The sequence below is a fragment of the Streptomyces sp. NPDC048643 genome, assembly GCF_040650615.1.
Lineage (GTDB): Bacteria > Actinomycetota > Actinomycetes > Streptomycetales > Streptomycetaceae > Streptomyces.
The window spans coordinates 83,973-100,084 of the sequence record NZ_JBEZHO010000004.1 but is presented as its reverse complement, the minus strand read 5'-3'; the positions used below and the strand labels follow the sequence as shown (position 1 = coordinate 100,084).

Genomic DNA, 16,112 nt, shown 5'->3' with positions numbered 1-16,112 from the left:
GGCGACGCGGTCCCGCCGGCCGGTCCCGCCGCCCCGCCCACGGCCTGTGCCCCGCTGCGCCCGTCGTCCCCCCGTGTCGACGTCGCCCGCCTCGCGCGGACCCGGGCCCGGCACCCCGAGGCGGTCGCGGAGGCCGCCGCACGACGGGTGCGCAGACCCCTGCTCGGCGACTCCGGCCGGTTGATGATCGTCGCCGCCGACCATCCGGCACGCGGCGTGCTCGCCGTCGGTGACCGCGCACGCGCCATGGCGAGCCGCGCCGACCTGCTGGAGCGGCTCTGTCTCGCGCTCTCCCGCCCCGGCGTCGACGGCGTGCTCGCCACCGCCGACATCCTCGACGACCTGCTGCTGCTCGGCGCGCTCGACGACAAGGTGGCCATCGGGTCGATGAACCGGGGCGGCCTCGCCGGCTCGGCCTTCGAACTGGACGACCGGTTCACCGGACACCGCCCCCAGGACATCGAACGGCTGGGCTTCGACGCGGGGAAGCTGCTGCTGCGCATCGACTACGACGACCCGGGATCGCTGCGGACCCTGGAGTCGGCCGCCCGGGTGATCGACGCCATGGCCGAACGCCGACTCCCGGTCTTCGTCGAACCGTTCCTCTGCCGTCGCCGGGAGGACGGCACGCTGCGCAACGATCTGGGCGCCGAGGCCGTCACCAAGTCACTCGCCATCGCGGCCGGCCTGGGCGGCAGTTCGGCGTACACCTGGCTCAAGGTCCCCGTCACCGAGAACCCCGACGACATGGCGCGGGTCATGGAGGCCTCCACGCTGCCCGCGGTGCTGCTGGGCGGAGATGTGGGCGACGACCAGGAGGGTGCCTACGAGAAGTGGCGTGGTGCCCTTCAACTCCCCACCGTGCAGGGGCTGGTGGTGGGACGTTCGCTGCTGTACCCGGCGGACGGCGAGGTCGCCGCGGCCGTGGACACCGCCGTGGGGCTTCTGTGAGGAGCGCGTGAGCCGTCCGGGCGCCGGGCTGCACGTGCCGAGAGGCACCGCCGCCGACGCGCACTACGCGCTCGACATCGACCCCGCGCGGGCCGGCTGGACGCACAGCGCCCTGCGGATCGTGGAACTGGCGCCAGGGGGTACCCATACCTTCACCACCGGCGACAGCGAGTGGATCGTGCTCCCGCTCGCCGGTGGCTGCACGGTCCGCGCCAAGGACGGCTTGGACGAGGAAGAGTTCCATCTCCTGGGCAGAGAGGGCGTGTTCGACGGAGTCACCGACTTCGCCTACGTGCCCCGTGACGCCCTGGCCCATATCGCCTCCGGCGTGGGAGGCCGCTTCGCCCTGGCAGGAGCGAAGTGCGAGCGCCGACTCCCCGCCCGCTACGGCCCCGCGCCGGAGGTTCCCGTCGAGCACCGCGGCAGCGGCGTCTGCGCCCGACAGGTGCGCAACTTCGCCGCCGCGGACGTCTTCGCCTGCGACCGGCTCATCGCCGTCGAGGTGATCACCCCCGGCGGCAACTGGTCCTCGTACCCGCCGCACAAGCACGACGAGGACGTCCCCGGGGTCGAGTCCCGGCTGGAGGAGATCTACTACTTCGAGATCGACGGCCCGAACGGTTTCGGCTATCAGCGCGTATTCCCTTCCCGTGAGGGCGGTTCGGACGTCCTCGCCGAGGTCCGCACCGGCGATGCCGTCCTCGTCCCCGACGGATGGCACGGCCCGTCCGTCGCCCAGCCCGGCCACGCCATGTACTACCTGAACGTCATGGCGGGGCCGGGCCGGGACAGGGAGTGGCGGATCCGCTTCCACCCCGGACACGCAGAGAGCACAGGGGGATACCGATGACCTCGACGACGAGGCTGACGGTCGCGCAGGCGCTGGTGCGGTTCCTGGCCGCCCAGCACACCGAACGGGACGGGGCGCGACACCGGCTGATCGGCGCCACCTGGGGCATCTTCGGACACGGCAACGTCGCCGGGATCGGTCAGGCACTCGTCGAGTACGCGGACGTGATGCCCTACCACCAGGGCCGCAACGAACAGGCCATGGTGCACGCGGCGGTCGGCTACGCACGGCAGAGCGACCGGCTCTCCACGCACGCCGTGACGACCTCCATCGGCCCCGGCGCCACCAACCTCGTCACCGGCGCCGCCCTCGCCACGGTCAACCACCTGCCCGTCCTGCTGCTGCCCGGCGACGTCTTCGCCACCCGGCCCGCCGACCCGGTGCTCCAGCAGCTCGAGGTGCCCTTCGCGGGCGACGTGTCGGTCAACGACTGTCTGCGCCCGGTGTCGCGCTACTTCGACCGGATCACCCGCCCCGAGGCGCTGATCCCTGCGGCGCTCCAGGCGATGCGCGTGCTCACCGACCCCGCCGACACCGGTGCCGTCACGCTCGCGCTGCCGCAGGACGTGCAGGCGGAGGCGTACGACTGGCCCGAGGAGTTCTTCGCCGAGCGGACCTGGACAGTGCGGCGCCCGGCCGCCGACCCCGGCGAGCTGGCCGCCGCCGTCGCCGCGGTCCGGGCGGCGCGGCGTCCGCTGATCGTGGCGGGCGGCGGGGTCCACCACAGCCGCGCCGAGGAGTCCCTGGCCGAACTGGCCTCCGCCACCCGCATACCGGTGGCGTCCACGCAGGCGGGCAAGGGCTCGCTGCGCTGGGACCATCCGCAGGACGTCGGCGGCATCGGGCACACCGGCACGGCGACCGCCGACGAGCTGGCCCGCACCGCCGACCTCGTGATCGGCGTCGGCACCCGCTACACCGACTTCACGACCGCCTCGGGCACCCTGTTCGGCGCCCCCGGCGTCCGCTTCCTCAACCTCAACATCGCCGCGTACGACGGTCACAAGCTCGCCGGCATCCCGCTGATCGCGGACGCGCGCGCCGGTCTGGAGGCCCTCACCGGGGCGCTGCTGCCCGACCGGCACCGCGTCGAGCCCGCCTACGTCACCGAGTACACGGACGACAAGGAGCGCTGGGAGTACCGCGTCGACGCGGCCTACGAGGCCGAGGACATCGACATCCGACCCACCCAGCCGCAGGTCCTGGGCGTCCTCGACGAGCTGGTCACCGAGGACGACATCCTGATCAACGCGGCCGGTTCGCTCCCGGGCGACCTGCACAAGCTGTGGCGGGCGCGGTCGCGGGACCAGTACCACGTCGAGTACGGGTACTCGTGCATGGGCTACGAGATCCCGGCCGCGATCGGCGTCCGGATGGCGGCCCCGGACCGGCCCGTGTGGGCCCTGGTCGGGGACGGCACGTATCTGATGAATCCGACCGAGATCGTCACCGCCGTCCAGGAGGGAGTCGCGATCAAGGTCGTCGTCCTGCAGAACCACGGGTACGCGTCCATCGGCGGGCTCTCCGCCTCGGTGGGCGCCGAGAGGTACGGCACCGCCTACCGCTACCGCGCGGGGGACCGTACGTTCACGGGGGCGCCGCTGCCGGTCGATCTCGCGGCCAACGCGGCCAGCCTGGGCATGCGGGTTCTGCGCGCGAAGACCGTGCGTGACCTGCGGACCGCCCTCGCCGAGGCGCGCGCCGCGGACACTCCCACTTGTGTCTACGTGGAGACCGAAACGGCAGACACAGTGTCGGGCGCGCCCCCGGCCCAGGCCTGGTGGGATGTACCCGTGGCCGAGACCGCGACCCGATCGTCGGCGGTGGCGGCCCGCGAGGAGTACGACCGGCACGTCGCCGCCCGACGCCGCCATCTGTGAAGGAGTTTTTGGCCATGACGAAGACCGTCGACCACTGGATCGGTGGCAAGCCAGTCGAAGGTGTCTCGGGTACGTACGGGCCGGTCACGGACCCGGCGACCGGGGCCGTGACCACGCGGGTCGCGTTCGCGAGCGTCGACGAGGTCGACGCCGCGGTCGCCGCGGCCAAGGAGGCCTACGCGACCTGGGGCACCTCGTCGCTGGCCAAGCGGACCACGATCCTCTTCAAGTTCCGCGCGCTGCTCGACGCCCACCGCGACGACATCGCCGCGCTGATCACCGCAGAGCACGGCAAGGTCCACTCGGACGCGCTCGGCGAGGTCGCGCGCGGCCTGGAGATCGTCGACCTGGCGTGCGGGATCACCGTGCAGCTGAAGGGCGAGCTGTCGACCGAGGTGGCCTCCCGGGTCGACGTGTCCTCGATCCGCCAGTCGCTCGGCGTCGTCGTGGGCATCACCCCGTTCAACTTCCCGGCCATGGTGCCGATGTGGATGTTCCCGATCGCCATCGCGTGCGGCAACACCTTCGTCCTCAAGCCCTCCGAGAAGGACCCGTCGGCCGCGATGAAGATCGCCGAGCTGCTCGCCGAGGCCGGTCTGCCCGAGGGCGTCTTCAACGTCGTGCACGGTGACAAGACCGCCGTCGACCGCCTCCTGGAGCACCCGGACGTCGCGGCCGTGTCCTTCGTGGGCTCGACGCCGATCGCCCGGCACATCCACACCACCGCCGCCGCCAACCACAAGCGCGTACAGGCGCTCGGCGGCGCCAAGAACCACATGCTGGTCCTGCCGGACGCCGACCTGGACGCGGCCGCCGACGCCGCCGTCTCCGCCGCCTACGGCTCGGCCGGCGAGCGCTGCATGGCGATCTCCGCGGTCGTGGCGGTCGGCTCCATCGGCGACGAGCTGGTGGCCAAGATCCGCGAGCGCGCCGAGAAGATCAAGATCGGTCCCGGCAACGACCCGGCGTCCGAGATGGGCCCGCTGATCACCGCCGCCCACCGCGACAAGGTCGCCTCGTACGTGACGGGCGCCGCCGCCCAGGGCTCCGAGGTCGTCCTCGACGGCACGGGCTACACGGTCGAGGGCCACGAGGACGGCCACTGGATCGGCCTCTCGCTCCTGGACCGGGTGCCGGTGACGGCGGACGCGTACAAGGACGAGATCTTCGGCCCGGTGCTGTGCGTGCTGCGCGTGGACACCTACGAGGAGGGTGTGGCGCTGATCAACGCGTCCCCCTTCGGCAACGGCACCGCGATCTTCACCCGGGACGGCGGCGCCGCCCGCCGGTTCCAGCTGGAGGTCGAGGCGGGCATGGTCGGCGTGAACGTGCCGATCCCGGTGCCGGTCGGCTACCACTCCTTCGGTGGCTGGAAGGACTCCCTCTTCGGGGACCACCACATCTACGGCAACGACGGCACGCACTTCTACACCCGCGGCAAGGTCGTCACCACCCGCTGGCCGGACCCCTCCGAGGCTCCGACAGGCGTCGACCTGGGCTTCCCGCGCAACCACTGAGCCCCACGGAACCACCCGATGAAGCCGTCCGCATAGCGGACGGCTTCATCTTTTTTTGACACGCCCGCAACGATTCCCGTGGAGGGGGGAGGAACCGGGTGGCGCAGGGTATCTGCGGCTGATGCCTTCGAAAGCATGGTCACATTTCACAGAGGCTTGTTGATTGATGTGCTCAGCCGTCCGTGCCTCAGAAAGCGTTGTGACCCTCGTCGCTTTGTGGCTGCGGATTCCGCAGGTAAACGGCCATTGACGCAACGGTTTCCGTCAAGGTTCCATCAACGCGGGAGCGGACGACGAGACGTACGACACGAGCCGCCGGAGGCGATAACGCTCCCGCCCGAACCACCTGACGCACGAGTCGATCGGAACCGCCTTCATGACCGACACGCTCCGCCCTGTCGAGACCGCCGCCCTCACGGCGACCGGGAACCCCCAGAAGCTCAAGCGCTCCATCGGCATCGTCGGCGGGACCCTGCTGACGCTCTCGTGCGTGACACCCGCGTCGACGCTGTTCGTCGTGGTCCCCGACCTCTTCTCGTCCCTCGGCACGGCCACCGCGCTCACCATCGCGATCGGCTCCCTGCTCTGTATCGCCGTGGCGTTCTGCTACTCGGAGCTGGGCACCCTCATCCCCAGCGCCGGCGGCGAGTACGCCATGGTCTCCACGCTGGCCGGACGCCTCGCGGGCTGGCTGGTCTTCGTGCTCTCCCTGCTGGTCGTCATGATCGTGCCGCCGGTGATCGCCATGGGCACCGCGGACTACCTCGCGCCCCTCGTGCATCTGAACCCCTCGATCGCCGGCGCCGGGGTGATGCTCCTGGCCACCCTCGCGGGCCTGCTCGACCTGCGCGCCAACGCCTGGATCACCGGCATCTTCCTGGTCCTCGAAGTCATCGCCGCGGGCGTCGTCGCCGTCCTCGGCTTCTCGCACAGCGAGCGCGGCGCAGGCAGTCTCGTCTCCATGCAGGTCTCCGGCTCCGGCGGCCACACGGACACCGTGACGGCCATGCTCGTCGTCTCCGGACTCGCCATCGCCCTCTTCATCACCCAGGGCTTCTCGACCGCGGTCTACCTCTCCGAGGAACTGGAGAACCCGCGCCGCAACGTCGCCCGCACGGTCCTCGCCACCCTCGCCATCTCCACCGTCATCATCCTGGTCCCGGTCGTCGCCATCACCATGGGCGCCCCCGACCTGTCCGCCCTCACCGGCGGCGACATCAGCACCATGGTCACGGCCTGGTCCAACTCCGCCGTCGGCACCTTCGTCAGCCTCTGCGTGGCCCTCGCGATCATCAACGCGGGCATCGTCATGGTCATCCAGAACTCCCGCGTGCTGTTCGCCTCGGCCCGTGACAAGGCGTGGCCCGGACCGGTCAACAAGGGACTGTCCCGGCTCGGCCGCTTCGGCTCCCCCTGGGTCGCCACCCTCCTGGTCGGCGTCCCCGGCGCGGCCCTCTGCTCCGTCAACCTGGACACGCTGTACGGCGTGACGGGTGTCTCCGTGACGGCGATGTACCTGCTCGTCGCGGTCGCCGCGCTGCTCGCCCGGCGCGGCCACCACCGCCACACGCCCGCCTGGCGGATGCCGCTGTGGCCCGTCGTCCCGGTCCTGCTGATCGCGGTCCTCGCCTACATCCTGACCCAGCAGGAGACGGTCTACCTGCTGTGGACCGGCGGCATCACGGCGGTCGCCACCCTGTACTGGGCCTTCTACCTGCGCCCGCGCCGCGACACCCGTTGGCTGGTGTCGATCCCGGAGGACGAGCAGGTCTGACCGGCGCCCCGGGCCGCCCGGCCCCGCGGGACGGACGGCGGCCTCAGCCGAAGTCCCACGTCACCACCGTGCACGTCCCGTCGTCCTTGCCGTCCGCACCGCGGTACACGGCGAGGGCGACGTCGTTCCCGGTGTCCACCCCCACCCACATCCCGTAACAGTCGCGTTCCCGTGCCAGGGAAGCGAGTTCACGGACCAGCGCCCGCCCGATCCCGCGCCGCCGGAACGGCTCCGCCACCGCCAGTTCGTACAGGAACATCTCGGTGCCCTTGTCCGGGTGGACGGTCTCGACGCCGCTGACGAAGCCGACGGGCTCCCCGTCCTCGTAGGCGAGGAACAGGTGGTGCCCCTGGGTCTCCAGGAACCGCCGCGCCCACTCGGGACGCACGGGGTTGTCGAAGAGGTACTCGGCGGCGGTCAGTTCCCCGACGGTGGTGGCGCGGCGCATCTCCATGGCCCGTTCGTACCACGGACGCGGTACGCGGGGGCCGTACCGTACTCCCGTGGGAGGGGCCCCGGTTCAGCCGGGCGGCTGCCCCGGATGTCCGTGGGCACCCGTACCGTTGAGGCATGGATCTTCGACTGCCCCGGCCGCGGCTGCCGCGCCGGGGACGCCTGCCCGCCCGGACGGACGCGCGAGCCCGCTGGAGGTGGGCGGCCGCCGCCGCGGCGCTCGTCGTGCTCGCGGGCGCGGGCACGTGGACGGCCGTCGCCTCCGACGACCCGCAGGGCGTGCACCGCAGCGACCGGATGATGTCCATGGGCGGCGGAGTGCGGATCGACACCTCGTACTTCACCACCGGCCCGTCCACACAGCGCCGCCCCGCCGTCCTTCTCGCGCACGGCTTCGGCGGCAGCAAGGCGGACGTCCGCGGCGAGGCCGAGAAGCTCGCCCGCGACGGGTACGCGGTACTGACCTGGTCGGCCCGCGGCTTCGGCCGGTCCAACGGGAAGATCGGACTGAACGACGCGCGGGGCGAGGTCGCCGACGCCTCCCGGCTCATCGACTGGCTGGCGAAGCGCCCCGAGGTCCGGCTCGACAAGACCGGCGACCCGCGCGTGGGCATGGCCGGCGCGTCCTACGGCGGCGCCGTCTCGCTGCTGACCGCCGCGCACGACCCGCGCGTCGACGCCATCGCCCCGTCCATCACGTACTGGAACCTCGCCGACGCCCTCTTCCCGAACGGCGTGTTCAAGAAGGTCTGGGCCGGCCTCTTCATCAACTCCGGCGGCGGCTGCCGGCGGTTCGAGGCCGAGCTGTGCGCGATGTACAACCGGGTCGCGGAGTCCGGGAAGCCCGACGCCGCGGCGGAGAAGCTCCTCCAGGAGCGCAGCCCCGAGGCCGTCGCCTCCCGCATCAAGGTGCCCACCCTCATCGCGCAGGGCCAGACGGACTCCCTCTTCCCGCTCGGCCAGGCCGACGCGATGGAGAAGGCGCTCCGCGCCAACCGCGCACCCGTGAAGGTCGACTGGATCTCCGGCGGACACGACGGCGGCGACATGGAGGCGGACCGCGTCAGCTCCCGCGCCGCCTCCTGGTTCGACCGCTACCTGAAGGACGACAAGGGCGCCGACACCGGCCCCGCCTTCCGCGTCACCCGCACCGGAGGCATCGACTCCACCGACGGCGCCGCCCTGCTGCGCGGCGCGAGCGCCGACCGCTACCCCGGACTGGAGAGCGGCCGACACACCGTCGCGCTGACCGGCCGGGAACAGACCTTCCAGAACCCGGCCGGCGCCAGCCCGCCCGCCATCTCCGCCCTGCCGGGTCTCGGCGACTCGGGAGGCCTCACCCAGCTCTCCTCCCTCGGCGTCGGCATCGGCATCGACTTCCCCGGCCAGTACGCCCACTTCCAGTCCGCGCCCTTCCGTGACGACCTGCGCGTCACCGGCTCGCCCACGGTCACGGTGCACGTGAAGTCGAGCAGCGACGACGCCGTCCTCTTCGGCAAGGTGTACGACGTCGGCCCCGGCGGCAAGCGCCAGGTGCTGCCCTCCCAACTCGTCACCCCCGTGCGGGTGGAGGGCGCGAAGTCCGGCAAGGACGTCCGCCTCACCCTGCCCGCCGTCGACCACGAGGTGCAGAAGGGCCACCGGCTCCGCCTGGTCCTCGCCTCGACCGACCTGGGCTACGCCTCTCCGGTCGCCCCGGCCACGTACACCGTCTCGGTGAAGAGCGGCCTCCAGGTGCCCACGGCACCCGGCGTGACGACCGCCGCCGCGCCGCTCCCCTCCTGGGTGTGGTGGCTGCCGGTCGCCGGCGCGCTCGTCGCACTGGCCCTGCTGGTCACCGGCCGCCGCCGCACGACCGCCCCGGCGCCCGACCCCGCGCTCGCCGAGGTCCCGCTCCAGATCACCGACCTGACCAAGCGCTACGCGAAGTCGGCCGACCGGTACGCCGTGCGCGACCTGTCGTTCCGGGTGGAGAGGGGCCAGGTCCTCGGCCTGCTCGGGCCGAACGGCGCGGGCAAGACGACCACCCTGCGCATGCTGATGGGCCTCATCAAGCCCGACGACGGCGAGATCCGCGTCTTCGGGCACGCCATCCGCCCCGGCGCTCCCGTCCTCTCCCGGGTCGGCGCGTTCGTCGAGGGCGCCGGCTTCCTCCCGCACCTCTCCGGCCGGGAGAACCTGGAGCTGTACTGGCAGGCCACCGGCCGGCCTCCCGAGGACGCCCACCTCGAAGAGGCCCTGGAGATCGCCGATCTCGGCGACGCGCTGGCCCGCGCCGTGCGCACCTACTCCCAGGGCATGCGCCAGCGCCTCGCCATCGCGCAGGCCATGCTCGGCCTCCCGGACCTGCTGATCCTCGACGAACCGACCAACGGCCTGGACCCGCCGCAGATCCGCGAGATGCGCGGGGTGATGATCCGGTACGCCGCCGCGGGCCGTACCGTCATCGTCTCCAGCCATCTCCTCGCCGAGGTCGAGCAGTCCTGCACCCACCTGGTGGTCATGGACCGCGGCCGGCTCGTCCAGGCGGGCCCCGTCGCCGAGATCATCGGCTCCGGCGACACCCTGCTCGTCGGCACCGGAGCACCCGTCGACGCACCCGTCGTCGAGAAGGTCGGCGCCCTCCCGGGCGTCGTGTCGGCCCTCGCCACCGAGGACGGACTGCTCGTCCGCCTCGGCGCCGACGGCAGCGCGCAGCGGCTCGTCGCCGAACTCGTGCGCCTCGACGTGCCGGTGGCGTCGGTGGGACCCCACCGCCGGCTGGAAGACGCGTTCCTCACCCTGATCGGAGGCTCCGCATGAGCACGCTCGTCGAGCGGACCGAGACGGCGGACGGGTACCGGGCGCGCCGCACCCTGCCGCTGCGCGTGGAGCTCCTCCGCCAGCTGAAGCGCCGCCGCACCCTGGTGATGGGCGCGATCCTCGCGCTCCTGCCCTTCGTCCTCGTCGCGGCGTTCGCGATCGGCGGCGAACCCGGCGGCCGGAACGGCCAGGTCACCCTGATGGACACGGCCACCGCGTCGGGCGCCAACTTCGCCGCGGTGAACCTGTTCGTCTCCGCGGGATTCCTCCTGGTGATCCCGGTCGCCCTGTTCTGCGGCGACACCATCGCCTCGGAGGCCAGCTGGTCCTCCCTGCGCTATCTGCTGGCGGCGCCCGTGCCGCGAACGCGGCTGCTGTGGTCCAAGCTCACCGTGGCGCTCGGCCTCAGCCTCGCCGCGATGGTCCTGCTGCCGGTCGTCGCGCTCGTCGTCGGCACCGCCGCGTACGGCTGGGGCCCGCTGGAGATCCCGACCGGCGGCGCGCTCTCCGCGGGCACCGCCACCCAGCGCCTGCTCGTCGTCATCGCGTACGTCTTCGTGTCCCAACTGGTCACCGCGGCGCTCGCGTTCTGGCTGTCGACGAAGACGGACGCCCCGCTCGGCGCGGTCGGCGGCGCGGTCGGCCTGACCATCGTGGGCAACGTCCTGGACGCGGTCACCGCCCTCGGCCACTGGCGCGACTTCCTGCCCGCCCACTGGCAGTTCGCCTGGGCCGACGCCGTCCAGCCCACCCCGGAATGGGGCGGCATGATCCAGGGCACGGCGATCTCGGTGACGTACGCCCTCGTCCTGTTCGCCCTGGCCTTCCGCGGCTTCCGGCACAAGGACATCGTGTCGTAGCCGCGTCGTCGGGTGCCGCCGGCCGAACCCGGCGGCACCCGACGACACCCCCAGGTCTCCGGAAGATCACCCACCGGTCTCGAAGCCCCGCCGCCGTGGCCGGTTCGAGACTCTTCCGCAACGCTCCTGAGCGCTCGTCCGGGCCCCCTCGGCCGTCACAGTCACACACGTCGGGCCACACAAGGGCCGTACGACCGAGGGGGCACGGATGGGGAAGAACCACATACGCACAGCGTCCGGCGGAAAAACCAGGACGAGCGGTGCCCGGGCGGCGGGCCGACGCCTGGGCCTCCCGCTGCTCGCCCTCGCCGCGGCCGGCGCGGTCCTGCTCACCGGATGCGGCGCGGGCAGCGGCGACAACTCCTCCGACGGGAGCAAGTCACGCCACAACCTCCCGCTCCCGGGTCAGCCGACCGGCGGCAGCGCGGAACGCGACCAGGAGGGCGAGCAGTCGGACGCCCCCGACGCCACCCCGTCGGCCGACTACCTCTCCACCTTCGCCCTCGACGTCGACACCGCGTCGTACGGCTACGCCCGCCGCTCCCTCGCGAGCGGCCGCGCCCCGGACCCGTCCACCGTCCGCCCCGAGGAGTTCGTCAACAGCTTCCGCCAGGACTACGAACGCCCCGAGGGCGACGGCTTCTCCGTCACCGTCGACGGCGCCCGCACCGACGACGCGCGCTGGTCCCTCGTCCGGGTCGGCCTCGCCACCCGGGCCGCCGAGACCGAGAGCCGCCGCCCGCCCGCCGCCCTCACCTTCGTCATCGACATCTCGGGCTCCATGTCCGAACCCGGGCGCCTCGACCTGGCCCGTGCCTCCCTCGACGTGATGACCGACCGGCTGCGCGACGACGACTCGGTCGCGCTGGTCACCTTCAGCGACGAGGCCGAGACCGTCCTGCCGATGACCCGGATCGGCGACCACCGCGACCGCGTCCACAAGGCGATCGACCGCCTGGAACCGACCGACTCGACCAACCTCGGGGCGGGCGTGCGGACCGGCTACGCGACCGCCGTCGAAGGCCTGCGCAAGGGTGCCACCAACCGCGTCGTCCTCGTCTCCGACGCCCTCGCCAACACCGGCGACACCGACGCCGACAGCATCCTCGAACGGATCTCCTCCGCCCGCCGCGAGCACGGCATCACGCTCTTCGGCGTCGGGGTCGGCAGCGAGTACGGCGACGCCCTCATGGAACGCCTCGCCGACAAGGGCGACGGCCACACGACGTACGTCTCCAGCCGCGACGACGCGTACACCGTCTTCTGCGACCAACTCCCGCAGAACATCGACCTCACGGCCCGCGACGCCAAGGCGCAGGTCGCCTTCGACCCCGAGACGGTCGAGCGGTTCCGGCTGATCGGCTACGACAACCGCAAGGTCGCCGACGACGACTTCCGCGACGACCGGGTGGACGGCGGCGAGGTCGGCCCCGGCCACACCGTCACCGCGCTCTACGCCGTCCGCACCCGCCCCGGCGCCTCCGGCCGGCTCGCCACCGCGACCGTCCGCTGGCTCGACCCCGACAGCCGCACCCCGCACGAGAACTCCGGCCGGCTGGGGACCGGTTCGCTGCGCGACGACGTCTGGGCCGCCCCGCCCGCCTTCCAGATCACCGCCGTGGCCGCCTACTTCGCCGACGCCCTCCGCTCGGGCGACGCGCGCTGGAGCGCCCTGCCCGGCGGGCGCCCGCTCGGCGAACTCGCCTCCCGCACCCGCGATCTGGCGCGTGCCACCGGCGACAAGGACGTCGAGGCACTCGCCACCGCGATCGGCCAGGCCGACGACCTGAACGTCTGCGACGCGGACTGCGTCGGGTAGTCCCCACCCGGGACCCCTCCCGCGGGAACTGATCGTGCGCGACCCATTGAATTTCTGTTACGCGCGAGTAAGTTGACCCGGGAGTAAGGACCCTGCGACCGGGAGCCGTGATGGGCGTACGCAAGGATCTGAAGCGGGCGAAGCGGCGTGCGGGCCTGCCGAGCCGCGGTCAGCTGGAGCTGGTCCGGGACGAGAGCGGTACGGTCCGCGAGGCACGTACCGCCCGTCTGGCACCGGCTCCCACCACCGGGAGCACGGCCGACCTGCCGTTCACCAACGCGGCCGAGGCCCCCGGCGCGATCGTGCTGCGCCGGCCGGCCGACGGCGCGTGGACCTCGGTGACCGCCGCCGCCTTCGCCCGTGAAGTCACCGACACGGCAAAGGGGTTGATCGCGGCCGGCCTCCAACCGGGCGGCCGGGTCGCCGTGATGTCCCGTACCCGCTACGAGTGGACGGTCCTCGACTTCGCGATCTGGGCGGCCGGCGGCCAGGTCGTTCCCGTCTACGCGACCTCCTCCGCCGAGCAGGTGGAGTGGATCGTCCGGGACTCCGGCGCCCGCTTCGTGATCGTCGAGACCCCCGGCAACGCGGACACCGTGACCACCGGTACCGCCCGCCACCCCGAACCTCCGCGCGTCTGGGGGCTCGACGCCGGAGCCCTCGGTGAACTCGCCTCCCTGGGGCGGGACATCACCGACGAGGAGGTCGTCAAACGCCGCGCCGCGCTCACCCCCGACACGGTCGCGACGGTCTGCTACACCTCCGGGACCACCGGCAGACCCAAGGGCTGCGTCCTCACCCACGCCAACCTGCACGCCGAGGCCGCCAACACCGTCGAGCTGCTGCACCCCCTCTTCAAGGAGGTCACCGGCCAGACGGCCTCCACCCTCCTCTTCCTTCCGCTCGCCCACATCATGGGCCGCACCCTGCAGATCGCCTGCCTGATGGCCCGCATCGAGCTGGGCCACTGCCCGAGCATCAAGCCCGACGAACTCCGCCCCGCGCTCAAGGAGTTCCGGCCCACCTTCCTGGTCGGCGTGCCGTACCTCTTCGAGAAGATCCACGCCACCGGCCGCGCCACCGCCGAGAAGATGGGCCGCGCCGCCTCCTTCGACCGCGCCGACCGCGTCGCCGTGCGCTTCGGGGAGGCGTACCTGAACAAGTTCCTCGGCACCGGCAAGGGCCCCGGCATCGGCCTGTACGCCGCCTGGGCGCTCTACGACCTGCTGGTCTACCGCCGCATCCGCAACGAGATCGGTGGACGCGCGCACTACGCCATCAGCGGCGGCTCCCCGCTCGACCGCGACCTCAACCTGTTCTTCTACGCCGCCGGAATCCTCGTCTACGAGGGCTACGGCCTCACCGAGACGACCGCCGCCGCCACCGTCGTCCCACCGCTCGGCCCGCGCCCCGGCACGGTCGGCCTGCCGATCCCGGGCACCGCCGTGCGGATCGCCGACGACGGCGAGGTGCTCATCAGGGGCGGAGTCGTCTTCGGCGCCTACTGGAACAACCCGGCGGCCACCGACGCCGCCCTGACCGACGACTGGTTCGCCACCGGCGACCTCGGCGCCCTGGACCAGGACGGGTACCTGACCATCACCGGCCGCAAGAAGGACATCCTCATCACCACGGGCGGCAAGAACGTCTCTCCGGCCGTGCTGGAGGACCGGCTGCGCAGCCGCGCCCCCGTCGGCCAGTGTCTCGTCGTCGGCGACAACCGCCCGTTCGTCGCGGCCCTCATCACCCTCGACCCGGAGGCGGTGGCGCACTGGCTCGCCGTCCGCGGACTCCCGGCGGACACCCCGCTCTCGGACCTCGTGAGCGATCCCCGGATGCGCGCCGATGTGCAGAAGGCGGTGGACCACGCCAACGCGGCCGTCTCCCGGGCCGAGTCCATCCGCGCGTTCGTCCTGGTGGAAGGGGAGTTCACCGAGGACAACGGCCTGCTCACGCCGTCCCTGAAGGTGAAGCGGCACGCGGTGACGACGGTGCACGCGGCCGACATCGAGGCGCTGTACGGGAACTGACGGGCAGACCGGCCCAACCGTCCCCGGACACGGGAACAGCGGGCCGCTCCGAAGAGCGACCCGCTGTCCGCGGAGCTGAGGGTGATCAGCTGCCGGCCGAGCCGTTGCCCGACAGGACCGGGATGTTGTCCAGGATGTGCGACAGCGGCTCGTCGCCCTTGGCCTGGGTGGAGTTCTCGGTGCACTGCTGGTTCTGCGGCGCCGAGAGGATCGGCACGTCCTGGAGGACGGTGACCGGGACCAGGCCGACGAGCGAGGCCAGGTTGGCCTTGACGGGCAGGCCGACACAGGGCTTGTTCAGGGAGCCCTGCACGAGCGAGAGCTGGGGGCTCATGTCGCCGTGCGTGGCCTGGTTGCCGTACTTCTGGACGGAGCCGTTGCCGTTCGTGGTGGTGACACCGTCATCGTTGCCGATGGCGAGCGCCTGGGGCGCGGCGGCAGCCGAGACACCGGCGATGGAAGCGGCAATGGCCGCGGTCGCCCAGAGCTTCTTCATGGTGGTTTTGCCCTTTCGGAGAGCGGACTCCGAGCGGAGCCGCGTCATGATCAACAGTGCTGCGGATGGTGCGGTTGCGGGGTGTGCCCCGAATGGCCCACCGGAAGTTTCCGGGGCCGGGACGTCGCCGCCGCTGTCGTCGTGGAGGTGACAGCGGCAGCGGGCCGCCGGAGATGCGGACGGCCCGCTGTACGCGGCGAAGGGTCAGCTGCCGAGGGAGCCGTTGCCCGACAGGACCGGGATGTTGTCCAGGATGTGCGACAGCGGCTCGTCGCCCTTGGCCTGGGTGGAGTTCTCGGTGCACTGCTGGTTCTGCGGGGCCGACAGGATCGGCACGTCCTGGGCGACGGTGACCGGCACGAGGCCGACGAGCGAGGCGAGGTTGGCCTTGGCGGGCAGGCCGATGCAGGGCTTGTTCAGGGAGCCCTGGATGAGCGCCATCTGCGGGCTCATGTTGCCGTACGTGGCCTGGTTGCCGTAGATCTGCGCGGCGCCGTTGCCCTGGGTGGTGGTGACACCACCGTCGTTGCCGATGGCCAGCGCCTGCGGCGCGGCGGCAGCCGTGGCTCCGACGACGGAAGCGGCGATCGCCGCAGCAGCCATAACCTTCTTGATCACTTGCTGATCCCTTCTGGAGTAACCCCGTCCACCGGAGCGACCTGGACAACTGGACCCGGCCC

The 16,112-nt window shown here is 72.1% G+C and carries 12 protein-coding genes; 9 read left to right on the top strand and 3 right to left on the bottom strand.

What is annotated here, in order from left to right:
- Window positions 1-54 precede the first annotated feature (54 nt).
- The 5 genes from AB0C62_RS05755 (at window position 55) to AB0C62_RS05735 (ending at window position 6,972) form a co-directional block, all read left to right on the top strand.
- Window positions 55-951 (top strand): deoxyribose-phosphate aldolase, encoded by an 897-nt coding sequence (locus tag AB0C62_RS05755; RefSeq protein WP_362970184.1) that lies wholly within the window; start codon window positions 55-57, stop codon window positions 949-951.
- A 7-nt stretch (window positions 952-958) separates the two neighbouring features.
- A complete protein-coding gene (gene iolB / locus AB0C62_RS05750; protein ID WP_362969877.1) occupies window positions 959-1,801 on the top strand; it encodes a 5-deoxy-glucuronate isomerase in 843 nt (280 codons plus the stop codon).
- Entirely contained in the window at window positions 1,798-3,681 is a 1,884-nt protein-coding gene (gene iolD, locus AB0C62_RS05745) for a 3D-(3,5/4)-trihydroxycyclohexane-1,2-dione acylhydrolase (decyclizing) (protein ID WP_362969875.1), read from the top strand. Before iolB ends, iolD begins: the two co-directional genes overlap by 4 nt.
- A 14-nt stretch (window positions 3,682-3,695) precedes the next feature.
- The gene (gene mmsA, locus AB0C62_RS05740) at window positions 3,696-5,198 is read left to right on the top strand and encodes a CoA-acylating methylmalonate-semialdehyde dehydrogenase (protein WP_164370573.1); all 1,503 of its coding nucleotides are present in this window, start codon (window positions 3,696-3,698) and stop codon (window positions 5,196-5,198) included.
- Between the two features lie 376 nt (window positions 5,199-5,574).
- Window positions 5,575-6,972 (top strand): APC family permease, encoded by a 1,398-nt coding sequence (locus tag AB0C62_RS05735; RefSeq protein ID WP_362969873.1) that lies wholly within the window; start codon window positions 5,575-5,577, stop codon window positions 6,970-6,972.
- 43 nt (window positions 6,973-7,015) lie between these two features.
- Here the strand turns inward: AB0C62_RS05735 and AB0C62_RS05730 are convergent, their stop codons facing one another.
- Complete coding sequence (locus tag AB0C62_RS05730; RefSeq protein WP_362969871.1) at window positions 7,016-7,426, bottom strand: GNAT family N-acetyltransferase; 411 nt, start codon at window positions 7,424-7,426, stop codon at window positions 7,016-7,018.
- A 116-nt stretch (window positions 7,427-7,542) separates the two neighbouring features.
- On the opposite strand from AB0C62_RS05730, the gene AB0C62_RS05725 reads away from it, so the two are divergent.
- The 4 genes from AB0C62_RS05725 (at window position 7,543) to AB0C62_RS05710 (ending at window position 14,936) form a co-directional block, all read left to right on the top strand.
- The gene (locus tag AB0C62_RS05725; RefSeq protein ID WP_362969869.1) at window positions 7,543-10,227 is read left to right on the top strand and encodes an alpha/beta fold hydrolase; all 2,685 of its coding nucleotides are present in this window, start codon (window positions 7,543-7,545) and stop codon (window positions 10,225-10,227) included.
- The gene (locus tag AB0C62_RS05720) at window positions 10,224-11,087 is read left to right on the top strand and encodes an ABC transporter permease (protein ID WP_362969867.1); all 864 of its coding nucleotides are present in this window, start codon (window positions 10,224-10,226) and stop codon (window positions 11,085-11,087) included. Before AB0C62_RS05725 ends, AB0C62_RS05720 begins: the two co-directional genes overlap by 4 nt.
- A gap of 208 nt (window positions 11,088-11,295) precedes the next feature.
- Window positions 11,296-12,906 carry a von Willebrand factor type A domain-containing protein gene (locus tag AB0C62_RS05715; RefSeq protein WP_362969865.1) on the top strand — a complete coding sequence of 537 codons (1,611 nt, stop codon included), beginning with the start codon at window positions 11,296-11,298 and terminating at the stop codon, window positions 12,904-12,906.
- A gap of 110 nt (window positions 12,907-13,016) precedes the next feature.
- On the top strand, window positions 13,017-14,936 hold the full coding sequence (locus AB0C62_RS05710; protein ID WP_362969863.1) for an AMP-dependent synthetase/ligase: 1,920 nt from the start codon (window positions 13,017-13,019) through the stop codon (window positions 14,934-14,936).
- 85 nt (window positions 14,937-15,021) lie between these two features.
- Here AB0C62_RS05710 and AB0C62_RS05705 read toward each other — a convergent pair whose 3' ends face one another.
- A complete protein-coding gene (locus AB0C62_RS05705) occupies window positions 15,022-15,432 on the bottom strand; it encodes a rodlin (RefSeq protein ID WP_081217351.1) in 411 nt (136 codons plus the stop codon).
- 204 nt (window positions 15,433-15,636) lie between these two features.
- Entirely contained in the window at window positions 15,637-16,050 is a 414-nt protein-coding gene (locus AB0C62_RS05700) for a rodlin (protein ID WP_081217350.1), read from the bottom strand.
- Window positions 16,051-16,112 lie beyond the last annotated feature (62 nt).

Excerpts from the sequence above, each read along its gene's own strand:
- AB0C62_RS05730 (WP_362969871.1), bottom strand. The coding sequence starts at position 7,426 with ATGGAGATGCGCCGCGCCACCACCGTCGGGGAACTGACCGCCGCCGAG.
- AB0C62_RS05705 (WP_081217351.1), bottom strand. The coding sequence starts at position 15,432 with ATGAAGAAGCTCTGGGCGACCGCGGCCATTGCCGCTTCCATCGCCGGT.
- AB0C62_RS05720 (WP_362969867.1), top strand. The coding sequence starts at position 10,224 with ATGAGCACGCTCGTCGAGCGGACCGAGACGGCGGACGGGTACCGGGCG.
- AB0C62_RS05725 (WP_362969869.1), top strand. The coding sequence starts at position 7,543 with ATGGATCTTCGACTGCCCCGGCCGCGGCTGCCGCGCCGGGGACGCCTG.
- iolD (WP_362969875.1), top strand. The coding sequence starts at position 1,798 with ATGACCTCGACGACGAGGCTGACGGTCGCGCAGGCGCTGGTGCGGTTC.
- AB0C62_RS05710 (WP_362969863.1), top strand. The coding sequence starts at position 13,017 with ATGGGCGTACGCAAGGATCTGAAGCGGGCGAAGCGGCGTGCGGGCCTG.
- mmsA (WP_164370573.1), top strand. The coding sequence starts at position 3,696 with ATGACGAAGACCGTCGACCACTGGATCGGTGGCAAGCCAGTCGAAGGT.
- AB0C62_RS05715 (WP_362969865.1), top strand. The coding sequence starts at position 11,296 with ATGGGGAAGAACCACATACGCACAGCGTCCGGCGGAAAAACCAGGACG.
- AB0C62_RS05735 (WP_362969873.1), top strand. The coding sequence starts at position 5,575 with ATGACCGACACGCTCCGCCCTGTCGAGACCGCCGCCCTCACGGCGACC.